Below are 11,193 nucleotides of genomic sequence, written 5' to 3'. Positions count from 1 at the left end.
TCGCCGGCGACCTTCTCGGCACGGGCGCGGGCCGTTTCCATCTTGCCGCGATGGCTCTGCAGCTGGCCGGCCAGTTCGGACTGGCGGCGATGCGCGTTGTACAGCTCGCGCTGCGCGTCGTCGCGCGCACGCTCGGCCTCGAACTTGCGCGTACGCAGATCGTCCAGCGTGTTGGTGGCTTCCTCGATGCGCGCTTCCAGCGCCAGGATCTGCTCGCCCAGCGTGCGCATCTCGCGCTCGCGCGCCAGCACGCCCACCTGGTTGCCCTGCGCGCGACGCACGCGGGCCCAACCCGGACCAATCCATTCGCCACTGCGCGTCATCACCGATTGGTAAGGCGCCAGCGCCGACAGGCCGGCAACGACCTGATGCGCGTGCTCGATCGAGTCTGCGGTGAGCACATGGCTCAGGATCGAGATCGCGGCGGCAGGACCGCGCACATGCGCGGCCAGCGTACCGGCCGTATTGGCGCCACCTTCGGCGCCATCGACGAGCGCAACGTCGGCGTTCTCAAGCGAGGCAAATTCGGCGGCCAGGCCGTGCGCATCGTCCACCAGCACGGCGTCAAGATAGCCGGCCAGCACGGTTTCCACGGCCGTTTCCCAGCCGGCTTCCACCTGCAGCGATTCGCCAAGGCGCCGCGACTTGTCCAGGCCCAGACGGCTCAGCCAGCCGCTGGCTGCGCTTTCTTCCTGGCCCAGCGCCGCGTGCTGCAACGCTTCCAGCGAAGCCTGGCGGCCGCGTGCGGTCTGCAGCTGCTGGCGCGCCTCGTTGAGCGAGGACTGCACCTGGCGTTCCTCGTCCAGCACTTTTTCGTAACTGCCCTTGTGTTGATCGAGCAGGCCACCCAACGATTCCACGCGCTCGCGCTGCGTATCGTGTTCGACATCCAGCTGTTCGGCGGCGGCATCGAGCGCGGCCACGTCGGTCGCCTTCTGCTCCGCTTCCAGAGTCTCCTTGCGACGCGCAAGGTCGATGCCCTGGCGATCGAGGTAGTTGAGCTTGGTGCGCTCCACTTCCGCCGCGCGGCTGGACTCGCCAGCGGTGCGCGTGTGCGAATCCCAGCGCTGCTGCCAGTCGGCCAGTTTGGTTTCGGTGTCGCGCAGCGATTCGGTCGTGTCGTCCTGCATCTGCTGCAGGGACTCCAGCTTCGGCTCGCCTTCCGCCAGCGCCATGCGCAGCGTTTCCACCTGCGTGCGATCGTTGGCGATGTGCTCCGCCAGTTCGGCGTGTTCGCGCTCGGCCTCACCCTGCGAGCGCTGCAACCGGTCGGCCGTCTCGCGATTGAAACGCACCTGCTGTTCGACGCGTGCGATCTCGGCGCCGACCTTGTACACCTCGGCCTGCACCGTATTCAGATGCTCGGTGGCTTCGGTGTGGCGCTCGCGCACCGTCTCCATCTGCGCCTCTTGATGGCGCTGCATGGCGACGAACTTTTCGATCTCGACCTCGGCCGCGTTGAGGCCCGAACCTTCGTGGTCGTGCTGGCCCTTCAGTCCGCGGTATTCGAGTGCGCGCAGCTCGGCTTCCTTGCGCACCTGCTCTTCCTTCAACGCCTTCCAGCGCTCGGCGGCGCGAGCCTGGCGATTGAGGTGTTCCAGCTGCTTGTCCACCTCGTCGCGCACGTCGCGCACGCGGTCGAGGTTCTCGCGGGTGGACTTGATGCGGCTCTCGGTTTCCTTGCGGCGCTCCTTGTACTTGGAGATGCCGGCCGCCTCTTCCAGATGCGTGCGCAGTTCGTCGGGCGCCGCCTCGACGATCTGGCTGATCATGCCCTGCTCGATGATCGAGTAGCTGCGCGGGCCAAGGCCCGTGCCGAGGAATAGGTCGGTGATGTCGCGACGGCGGCAGCGTGCGCCATTGAGGAAATACGCCGACTGCCCATCGCGAGTCACCTGGCGCTTCACCGAAATCTCGGCGTACTGGCCGTACTCGCCCTGGATGGTGCCGTCGCTGTTGTCGAAGATCAGCTCGACCGTGGCCTGGCCCACTGGCTTGCGCGCGTTGGAGCCGGAGAAGATCACGTCGGTGAGCGAGTCACCGCGCAGGCGGCTGGCCGCGCTCTCGCCCATCACCCAGCGGATGGCGTCGATGATGTTGGACTTGCCGCAGCCATTGGGCCCCACCACGCCGGTCATGTTGGTCGGCAGGTGCAGGGTGGTCGGGTCCACGAAGGACTTGAAACCGGCGAGTTTGATCGTGGTCAGGCGCATGCGGGCGTCAGCAGCCAAATAGGTGAAGCCCGACGCAGTCGGGCGATGGGTCACTGTGCCAAACGCAGGCCCCAGCCGCAATGCAATTTGGCGATAGGTTTCACTTTAATATTGACACACAAGCCAATGTTATTAGTGAAATTTTTGAAAGCACCCTTTTCGTCATTCCGGCGAAAGCCGGACAAGCGCAGCGCAGAACGCCCAAGGGCGGCCCCCGCAGGGCGCGCTAAGCGAGGCATTCAGCGCCTCCGACCGCCTCCGCACAGCGGACGTCCCGGGACCCGGCCTCCCCCGGAACGACGATCACGGTGCAAAAGGCTTATTCCCCGGGCGCCTTCGCGTCGATGGAAAGGGCATGGATGCCGTTATCCATCAGGCCCTGCAGGGCGGCGTACACCAGTCGGTGGCGCTTGATGGACAGCTGACCGGCAAACGCAGCACTGACGACACGCACGTGGAAATGCCCTTTCCCTTCGTTGGCATGCCCGGCGTGCTTGTAGCCCTCATCCAGCACTTCGAGGGCCACGGGATCGAGCGCCTGCTGCAGGCGCTCGCGGATCTGCTCGACGATGGGCGTGCCCATGCTTACGGCAGTGCCTTGCGGAACGGCTTGATGGCGACGCTGGCGTAGACACCGGCCGCCACATACGGGTCGGCATCCGCCCAGGCCTCGGCATCCGCCTGAGACGGAAACTCGGCCACGATCAGGCTGCCGGTGAAGCCGGCCGGGCCCGGATCTTCCGCCTCGATCGCCGGGAACGGACCGGCCAGCATCAGGCGACCTTCGTCCAGCAGTTTCTGCAAGCGTGCAATGTGTGCGGGGCGGGCCCCTTTGCGGGCTTCAAGCGAATCGGGCACGTCCGTGCCGATGATGGCGAACCACATGATCAGGCCTCCGGGCGCATATAGGGGAACAACAGCACGTCGCGAATCGATACCGAGCCGGTCAGCAGCATCACCAGGCGGTCGATGCCGATGCCAAGGCCGCCCGTCGGCGGCAGGCCCACTTCCAGCGCGCGGATGTAGTCCGCGTCGAAGTGCATGGCCTCGTCGTCGCCGGAGGCCTTGGCTTCCACCTGCGCCATGAAGCGCGCGGCCTGGTCTTCGGGGTCGTTCAACTCGGAGAAGCCGTTGGCGAGTTCCTTCGCGTTGATGAACAGCTCGAAGCGGTCGGTGATGCCCGGGTTGGTGTCGCTCTCGCGCGCCAGCGGCGAGACTTCGACCGGATGATCGGTGATGAAGGTCGGCTGGATCAGCGTGTGCTCCACCGTCTTCTCGAAGATTTCCAGCAGCAGGCGACCCCAGCCGAAACCTTCCTTCACCTGGCAACCGAGGCGCTTGGCGTGTACGGCCATCGCCTCGCGATCGCGCAGTTCCTCGCGGCGAATCTCCGGGTTCAGTTCGAGCACGGCGTCCTCCATGCTCCAGCGTCGGAACGCCGGGCCGACGTCGATCTCGTTGCCTTCCCAGTCGAGCTTCGTGCTGCCGATGACGTTCTTCGCGGTGTCGCGAATCACTTCCTCGGTGAGGTCCATGATCTCGGTATACGTGGCGTACGCCTGGTACAGCTCGAGCATGGTGAATTCGGGGTTGTGGCGCGTGGACACACCTTCGTTGCGGAAGTTGCGGTTGATCTCGTACACGCGATCGAAACCACCCACCACCAGGCGCTTGAGGTACAGCTCCGGCGCCACACGCAGGTAGAGATCCATATCCAGCGCGTTGTGATGCGTGACGAACGGGCGCGCGGTGGCGCCGCCCGGAATCACGTGCATCATCGGCGTTTCCACTTCCATGAAGCGGCGCGGCGCGGCTTCGAGCCACTTGCGGATATGGCCGATGATCTTCGAGCGCAGCGCAAAGGTACGGCGCGCTTCCTCAGTGACGATCAGATCGACGTAGCGCTGGCGATAGCGCTGCTCCACGTCGGCCATGCCGTGATGCTTGTCCGGCAGCGGGCGCAGGCTCTTGGTCAGCAGGCGCAGCGATTCCACCTTCACCGACAGCTCGCCGGTGCGCGTGCGCATCAGCGTGCCCTCGGCGCCGACGATGTCGCCCATGTCCCAGCCCTTGAACGCCTTGTAGGTGTCCTCGCCCACCGTGCCCTGGTGGATGAACAGCTGGATGCGGCCGTTGAAGTCCTGCATCTGCACGAAGGCGACCTTGCCCTGATCGCGCTTGAGGATGATGCGGCCGGCCACCTTCACGCGGCGGCCAAGCGCCTCGATGGCTTCGGCCGTCCACTTGTCGACATCGGCGAATTCGGCCTGCAGGTCGCCCGCAAACGCATCCATCTTGAAGTCGTTCGGAAACGCCACGCCCTGCCCGCGCAACGCCTTGAGTTTCTCGCGGCGCTCGGCGATCAGCTTGTTCTCGTCGATGGGCTGGATATCGGTCGGTTCAGTCATGAGGTTTCCGTAGCTGCCGGCGCCCGCACCATGCGGCGGGCGCGTCTCTTGTTTGTCATTGGATCATCGGAGCGGCGGTTGCCCGCAGCACCGACGGTCAATCGTCCTTGCCGAACGCGTGTTTTACCGCGTGTTTGGTGGCATTCCAGCCATCACGCGCGCCGTGCCCAACGGTCAGGGCGGCGTCTTTCGCGCCATGTCCGACCGCTACGCCCGCATCCCTGGCACCGTGTCCCACCGTGACGGCCGCATCCTTCGTGGCATGCCCGACGTTGCGGCCAGCATCGCCAATATCCTTGCCGGCCGCGTGTGCGTCCTGCTTGATGCCCTGGCTGGTCGAGCCATCGTCCTGCGCGCTGACCGCGCCGGAAAATGCCACCAGCGATGCACACACGACCAGAATGGAGAAAGGTTTCCTGCGGTTCATGCGTGCATCGCCTCCGTCATCGGCAAGTTCAATGGCTCGCGATCATGCATCCACGCGCTTGGCGCCCGCATCCAGGCCCGACTTCAAGCTGGCCTCGATGAATTCGTCAAGGTCACCGTCGAGTACCTTTTGCGTGTCCGAGCGCTCGATGCCGGTGCGCAGATCCTTGATGCGGCTCTGGTCGAGCACGTAGTTGCGGATCTGGCTGCCCCAGCCGATGTCGGACTTGGAGGCTTCCAGCGCGTCCTTTTCGGCATTGCGCTTCTGCAATTCCAGTTCGTACAACTTGGCCGCCAGCATCTTCATGGCGCGGTCGCGGTTGGCATGCTGGCTGCGCTCGGTCTGGCAGGCCACGACCGTATTGGTCGGGATATGCGTGATACGCACCGCCGACTCGGTCTTGTTAACGTGCTGACCACCGGCGCCGGACGAGCGGTACACGTCGGTACGCAGGTCGGCCGGGTTGATGTCGATATCGATGTCGTCATCCACTTCCGGCGAGACGAACACCGAGGTGAAGCTGGTGTGGCGGCGGTTGTCCGAATCGAACGGGCTCTTGCGCACCAGGCGGTGCACGCCGATTTCGGTCTTCAGCCAGCCGTAGGCGTAATCGCCTTCGACGCGGAACGTGGCGGACTTGATGCCGGCCACTTCGCCGCCGGAGACTTCCAGCAGCTCAGTCTTCCAGCCGCGCGACTCGGCCCAGCGCAGGTACATGCGCAGCAGGATTTCGGCCCAGTCCTGCGCCTCGGTGCCACCCGCGCCAGCCTGGATGTCCACGAAGGCGTTGTTGGCGTCCATCTTGCCGGAGAACATGCGCTGGAATTCCAGCTTGGCCACCTTGGCTTCGAGGCCGGCCAAGTCGGTCACCACAGAGTTGACGGTGTCCTCGTCGCCATCGGCCGCAGCCATGTCGAGCAGCTCGCCCGCGTCGGCCAGACCGGCCGTGAGGCTATCGATACCGCTGACAATGGTGTCCAGGCGGGCGCGTTCTCGGCCCAGTTCCTGCGCGCGCGGCGGATCGTCCCACACGTTGGGGCCTTCCAGTTCGCGGCTTACTTCTTCGAGACGCTCACGCTTGGTGGCGTAGTCAAAGATACCCCCTAAGCGACTCGACGCGGCCCTTGAGGTCCGCAATCTGCGCATGGATCGGATTGGTTTCGATCATGGATGGAAAGTCATGGGAAAACGGCCGTCCATGGTAGCAGAGCGAAGCCCCAGCGGGGCTTCCGGCCGGCTCTGGCACGCAAGAAGTGGCGCCCGCGTCGCATGAAAACGACATGCTGGGCTGCCTATACTCCGGCCTCCTAAAAACGCAGGGAAGCGACGATGGCGAGGTTGGTGGCGGGGTTCGGCTTGGCGATGGTCATGGCGGCGGCAACCGCGACGGCGGGAGAACAGGCAGCGCCCGCGACGCCGGACGCCGACGTGCCGCCTGCGCAGATGACGGCCGGCCAGGCGGTCAACGAGATCAACCGCGCACTGGTCAAGGTCGATCTGCCGCTATTGCTGGATATCTATCAGCACAACCCTGACCCCATCGCGCACGTAGTGGCCGCCACGGCGCTCGAGCGCGTGCAGTACAACCTGGACAAGGCCACTGAAGATGCCCGGCTGTGCGAAAAGGAGCTGATCAACCGGCGGCCGGGCATCGCGCTGTATTGCGCCCACCTGGCCAACGGCAACCTTCGGCTTGCCCAGGGCGACAAGGCGGCGGAAGCGGAGGAACTGGACATCGTCAAACGGTTTGCCGGACGCGCGCCCGCTGCCGAACTGGACGGCATGACGACGTATGTGAACACGCGTCGCGATATCCCGCCGTTCCGCCTCACCAAACCGGATGGCAACTTTTCCATGCCGCTGCTGAAAGCCTCGTACGATCAGCGCGGCGCCGTGAAGCTGGAAGCCGCCAACGGCGAATCGGCCCGCATGACACTGGATACGGGCGCAGGCACGATGGTGATGGACCAGGATACGGCCGAACACCTCGGTGTCCGCGCCGTCGGCATCGATGGACGGACAGGGGCTTTCTTCTCCAAGAATATACCCACCCAGCATGGCGTCCTGGAAAAAGCGCATATCGGCGAGATCACGCTGGAGAACGTTCCCGTGGAGATCGTGCCCGCATCCCGGCACCTGATCGGCATGGACATCCTGCGTCGGCTGGGCGCCTTCCGGCTCACCGACCGCGACCTGTTCGTCTACGGCAAGGACGGCCAGCGCCCGGCCTGCAACGAACCACTGCTGATATCCACGAACGTGTGGGGCAACAGCGTGCGCGTGGTCACCAACCTGTCCATCAACGGCACCCAGCGCATTACCCTGCTGGACAGTGGCAGCTCGTTCTACCTCAATGGCAACCAGTCCGCGATGGACGAGGTGAATGCGATCTACAACCGCCGCATGCGCATACGCGATGTGGGCGCTACCCATGCGGCCCGCGTGAGCCAGGCGACCGCCGAAGTGGTCGTGTCAGGCCAACCCATCCAGATGACCTTCGGCGTGTTCCGCGACGCGGACCTGCCATGGAGTTACGTCCTGGGCAGCGGCTCGCTCGGCGACATGGACTACTTCTTCGATTTCGACCAACGCCACGCCTGCATGCTGCTGCACGACAATCTGCACTGACACAGGCAAGCCTCTCACGGTTCTGTTGTGGGAGCACCCCGTGCGCGAATGGCGCGGTGGCAAGACCGCCCTGCACGGATCGTGCACTGTGTGCGCTCCTACAGGTGCAGGGATGTGCGCGGTGCATTCTTTTGCAGGAGCGCACCCAGTGCGCGATCGCAGCACGACATGACTGCTGACCCCATGCCCGCTGCGCTCACTATGTCCCACAGAAGATGGGTCAACCCACCCCTCACCCCAACGCCTGCTGATGCACCCCGCGCACGGCACGCCCCGACGGATCGGCCGCCGCCGCAAACGCCGGGTCCCATGCCAGCGCCGCCGGTGACGAGCACGCAATCGACTTGCCTCCCGGCACCGTCTCGGCACAGGCCTGCCCCGGATAAAACTTCTCGAAGATGCGGCGATAGAGATACGCCTCCTTCGTGGCCGGCGGATTGTGCGGAAAGCGCGTAGCCGCCGCGGCGAATTCACGATCGCTCACTGCCTGCTCGGCATGCGCCTTGAGGCCATCGATCCAACCGTAGCCCACGCCGTCGCTGAACTGCTCCTTCTGGCGCCAGAGGATCTCGTCGGGCAACGCACCCTGGAACGCTTCACGCAACACGGCCTTCTCGATACGGCCCTGCCCCGCCATCTTGTGGCGCGCGTCCATGCTCATCGCCACGTCGAGGAATTCCAGATCGAGGAACGGCACGCGCGCCTCCACGCCCCAGGCCATCATCGACTTGTTCGCGCGCAGGCAGTCATAACTGTGCAAGGCATCCAGCTTGCGTACCGTTTCCTCGTGGAAGGCTTCGGCAGACGGTGCCTTGTGGAAATACAGGTAGCCGCCAAAAATTTCGTCCGAACCCTCGCCCGAAAGCACCATCTTCACGCCCATCGCCTTGATGCGCCGCGCCAGCAAATACATCGGCGTGGAGGCGCGGATGGTGGTGACGTCATAGGTTTCGATGTGGCGGATGACTTCCGGCAACGCATCCAGGCCTTCCCAGAATGTGTAGACGAAACCGTGGTGCACGGTGCCCAGCGCATCGGCGGCAACCTGCGCGGCGGCGAGGTCCGGAGAGCCATCCAAACCGATCGCAAACGAATGCAGCCGCGGCCACCATGCCTCGGCGCGGTCGTCTTCTTCCACGCGATGACGGGCGAAACGGGCAGCGCAGGCCGCAACCAGCGAAGAATCGAGGCCGCCTGAAAGCAACACGCCATAGGGCACGTCGGTCATCAGCTGGCGATGCACGGCCTGCTCGAACGCCTCGCGCAACACGCCGGCGGCGAGATCATGGCCCCGGGTTTGCGCATGATCACGCCATGGCTTGTCGTAGTAGCGCCTGAGCTGGCCATCGGCACTGTCATAGACGTGACCCGGCGGAAACGCAGCGACATCCGCGCACACGCCCACCAGCGCCTTCATCTCCGATGCCACGCACAGGCGTCCCTCGCTATCGTGGCCCCAATACAACGGGCACACGCCGATGGGATCGCGCGCGATCACGTAGCGTGCAGCCTCGCTGTCCCACAGCGCAAAGGCGAAGATGCCGTTGAGCCGCGAAATCCAGGCCGGCGGTTCGCCACCCTCGCGGTACAACGCATTGATCACTTCGCAATCGGAGCCCGTCGTGAAGTCGTAGTCGCTGGCGCCGCGCAGTTCGCGGTGGTTGTAGATCTCACCATTCACCGCAAGCGCCAGCCCGCCATCGCGGGAATGCAACGGCTGCGCGCCGCTCGTGGGATCGACGATGGCGAGGCGCTCGTGCACCAGGATGACGCCGGCGTCCACGAACACGCCACTCCAATCCGGACCACGGTGACGCTGGCGTTGCGAAAGTTCCAGCGCCTGTTGGCGCAGTGCCGCCAGATCGTCGCCGGGCTGGAGGTCGAACATACCGAAGATAGAGCACATGACTGACGTTTCCCTTGTGGTTTTTCACGGAGCGGAAAAACAAAAAGGCCCGCGGTGAGCGGGCCTTTTGCGTGTGTATGTATGCGATTTCTGCTTACACGCCGGCCCACCCGTTGGTGCGGGTATTGTTATTGGCGTTATTGTTGTTCAGCGTGAGCGCGCGTTCGCCCGCCATCGCGGAAGCGATGGTCATGGCTGCGAAGCGGGCAGAAAGGCTGGACATGGACCTGACTTCACCACAACTTTCCGCGCTGCACAAGAGCGCGAAAAAGTTTCATGTGTTCCCTTCTGATGAATCGGCGCGAGGCTCGCCGATCCACGCCAACGCTGCATCCAGTTCGGCGTTGTGGAACAGCTTGAAATGCGCGGGAATGGCAAAACCCATGGCCAACGACGCCACCCGCAACCATTGCACGTCGGTGACCAGTGCCACGCGATCCCAACCGCTGAAGTGGCGAAAACCCAGCATCGCGTCTTCCCACATGGCGCCCGGCTCAAAGCCGGTGAATTCCGTTCCCACGTGATAGAGCAGGCGCAGCTTGCGATTCAAGGCAAAGGCAGCTTCCACATCAGGTACCAGCACGCGCTCGTAATCCGCCGCCGTTACCTGGCCACTCGCGCGAAAACCCAGAGCACCCGCCGGCAATCCACTTATCTGCTCGATCATGGCGACCATCCTCCCGTGTTCGATGCCGGTATGGCAGAACAAGCGTCATGACAATGTCATCGCAACTGTCCTCGTCCGGCCAGCATGGCAGGCGATGCACGCCCTGGGTCGAGCGGCTATTCGTCAGCCTTCTTGCGCGACGCCCGTTGCTTTCGCGGCGCCTTCGGTGCGTCAGCCGCCGCAATCAAACCCTGCAGGTAGGCGATGCCTTCCTCCTCAGGAAAGAACGCAACGACATCGGCCACGCTCAGTCCATAGCGTTCGCGCAGCGCCAGGAATTCACGCCGGGCGCGCTCCATGGGCAGATCGGACGCTTGCTGCCTGCGCTCTTCCTGTGCGCGGTCCAGTGCGGCCAGCTCTTCCTGGAACTGACGATAGGTGTCTTTGTTCATAGCCATCGCAGACAGGTCACACGGGCGATGCGGGACAGTCATTCTCGCACGTCATCATGCGCGTGCCAGACAAAACCCATATTTCATGAGTTTTATGTTTGCAGCGGAGCGCCGTTGGCTTAACCGGTCCCGAACAACACGGCCGATAACCTGACTTCCCGTGCCACCAGCGAGGAGTGCCTATGGAACGTACACCCCTTGATGCGTCCTTCATTGGCGACGAACCGCATCCCCATGCACGACGCGTATCACCCGAACCTGCAGACGGGTACGTGCTTGATCCGTGGTCGGGCCTGTATACGGAAACCGAATCGGCCTACCAGAATCGCCTCGGCCCCGGCGGCGTCCAGACCTGAAACGAAAACCCCGCTTGAAGCGGGGTTTTTCTTGCCGTCATGGTGCGTGCTCGATGTATTGCGGCAAGTCGTCTGCGATGACGAACCATGCGGCCTTCGACCCTACAAAGATGTGTTTATCCGGACGTATGGACGGCTCATCCGTCAGTGTCCCCAGCGTGACATGCACAAATGCGCCGTCGCGCACGACTGAATA

At 64.0% G+C, this 11,193-nt stretch carries 12 protein-coding genes; 2 read left to right on the top strand and 10 right to left on the bottom strand.

All coding sequences use genetic code 11. The features are described from left to right. From smc to prfB, 6 genes are all read right to left on the bottom strand, one after another. A partial coding sequence (smc, locus tag VFG49_RS04390; RefSeq protein WP_324858294.1) for a chromosome segregation protein SMC occupies positions 1–2,213 on the bottom strand: 2,213 nt, incomplete at its 3' end. Positions 2,214–2,532: 319 nt separating this feature from the next. Then, positions 2,533–2,796, bottom strand: coding sequence for a BolA family protein (locus VFG49_RS04385; RefSeq protein WP_324858293.1), 264 nt, complete (start codon positions 2,794–2,796; stop codon positions 2,533–2,535). Positions 2,797–2,798: 2 nt separating this feature from the next. Then, complete coding sequence (locus VFG49_RS04380) at positions 2,799–3,098, bottom strand: YciI family protein (protein WP_324858292.1); 300 nt, start codon at positions 3,096–3,098, stop codon at positions 2,799–2,801. Positions 3,099–3,100: 2 nt separating this feature from the next. Next, on the bottom strand, positions 3,101–4,621 hold the full coding sequence (lysS, locus tag VFG49_RS04375; RefSeq protein WP_324858291.1) for a lysine--tRNA ligase: 1,521 nt from the start codon (positions 4,619–4,621) through the stop codon (positions 3,101–3,103). Positions 4,622–4,718: 97 nt separating this feature from the next. Next, a complete protein-coding gene (locus VFG49_RS04370) occupies positions 4,719–5,048 on the bottom strand; it encodes a hypothetical protein (protein WP_324858290.1) in 330 nt (109 codons plus the stop codon). 42 nt (positions 5,049–5,090) lie between these two features. Next, positions 5,091–6,216, bottom strand: a protein-coding gene (prfB, locus tag VFG49_RS04365) for a peptide chain release factor 2 (RefSeq protein WP_324858289.1) whose coding sequence is annotated in 2 segments (ribosomal slippage) — positions 5,091–6,140 and positions 6,142–6,216 — 1,125 coding nt in all. Because the reading frame shifts where the segments join, the coding sequence is not laid out codon by codon here. 161 nt (positions 6,217–6,377) lie between these two features. Here prfB and VFG49_RS04360 point away from each other — a divergent pair. Next, complete coding sequence (locus VFG49_RS04360; protein ID WP_324858288.1) at positions 6,378–7,676, top strand: retropepsin-like aspartic protease; 1,299 nt, start codon at positions 6,378–6,380, stop codon at positions 7,674–7,676. Between the two features lie 232 nt (positions 7,677–7,908). Here the strand turns inward: VFG49_RS04360 and asnB are convergent, their stop codons facing one another. The 4 genes from asnB to VFG49_RS04340 form a co-directional block, all read right to left on the bottom strand. After that, a complete protein-coding gene (gene asnB / locus VFG49_RS04355; RefSeq protein ID WP_324858287.1) occupies positions 7,909–9,582 on the bottom strand; it encodes an asparagine synthase B in 1,674 nt (557 codons plus the stop codon). A 94-nt stretch (positions 9,583–9,676) separates the two neighbouring features. Next, the gene (locus tag VFG49_RS04350; RefSeq protein ID WP_324858286.1) at positions 9,677–9,805 is read right to left on the bottom strand and encodes a hypothetical protein; all 129 of its coding nucleotides are present in this window, start codon (positions 9,803–9,805) and stop codon (positions 9,677–9,679) included. Positions 9,806–9,856: 51 nt separating this feature from the next. Next, entirely contained in the window at positions 9,857–10,249 is a 393-nt protein-coding gene (locus tag VFG49_RS04345; RefSeq protein WP_324858285.1) for an STAS/SEC14 domain-containing protein, read from the bottom strand. Between the two features lie 116 nt (positions 10,250–10,365). After that, complete coding sequence (locus VFG49_RS04340; RefSeq protein WP_324858284.1) at positions 10,366–10,647, bottom strand: 2-hydroxyacyl-CoA dehydratase; 282 nt, start codon at positions 10,645–10,647, stop codon at positions 10,366–10,368. Positions 10,648–10,823: 176 nt separating this feature from the next. Here VFG49_RS04340 and VFG49_RS04335 point away from each other — a divergent pair, with 176 nt between their 5' ends. After that, on the top strand, positions 10,824–10,997 hold the full coding sequence (locus tag VFG49_RS04335; protein ID WP_324858283.1) for a hypothetical protein: 174 nt from the start codon (positions 10,824–10,826) through the stop codon (positions 10,995–10,997). Positions 10,998–11,193: the final 196 nt, after the last annotated feature.

The sequence above is a fragment of the Dyella sp. genome, from assembly GCF_035685885.1.
Taxonomy (GTDB): domain Bacteria; phylum Pseudomonadota; class Gammaproteobacteria; order Xanthomonadales; family Rhodanobacteraceae; genus Dyella.
This window is presented reverse-complemented; position numbering and strand designations above follow the sequence as displayed.

What these genes read in the sequence shown, in the direction of transcription:
- VFG49_RS04385 (WP_324858293.1), bottom strand. Translation starts at nt 2,796, where the DNA reads ATGGGCACGCCCATCGTCGAGCAGATCCGCGAGCGCCTGCAGCAGGCG.
- VFG49_RS04380 (WP_324858292.1), bottom strand. Translation starts at nt 3,098, where the DNA reads ATGTGGTTCGCCATCATCGGCACGGACGTGCCCGATTCGCTTGAAGCC.
- lysS (WP_324858291.1), bottom strand. Translation starts at nt 4,621, where the DNA reads ATGACTGAACCGACCGATATCCAGCCCATCGACGAGAACAAGCTGATC.
- VFG49_RS04370 (WP_324858290.1), bottom strand. Translation starts at nt 5,048, where the DNA reads ATGAACCGCAGGAAACCTTTCTCCATTCTGGTCGTGTGTGCATCGCTG.
- VFG49_RS04360 (WP_324858288.1), top strand. Translation starts at nt 6,378, where the DNA reads ATGGCGAGGTTGGTGGCGGGGTTCGGCTTGGCGATGGTCATGGCGGCG.
- asnB (WP_324858287.1), bottom strand. Translation starts at nt 9,582, where the DNA reads ATGTGCTCTATCTTCGGTATGTTCGACCTCCAGCCCGGCGACGATCTG.
- VFG49_RS04350 (WP_324858286.1), bottom strand. Translation starts at nt 9,805, where the DNA reads ATGTCCAGCCTTTCTGCCCGCTTCGCAGCCATGACCATCGCTTCCGCG.
- VFG49_RS04345 (WP_324858285.1), bottom strand. Translation starts at nt 10,249, where the DNA reads ATGATCGAGCAGATAAGTGGATTGCCGGCGGGTGCTCTGGGTTTTCGC.
- VFG49_RS04340 (WP_324858284.1), bottom strand. Translation starts at nt 10,647, where the DNA reads ATGGCTATGAACAAAGACACCTATCGTCAGTTCCAGGAAGAGCTGGCC.
- VFG49_RS04335 (WP_324858283.1), top strand. Translation starts at nt 10,824, where the DNA reads ATGGAACGTACACCCCTTGATGCGTCCTTCATTGGCGACGAACCGCAT.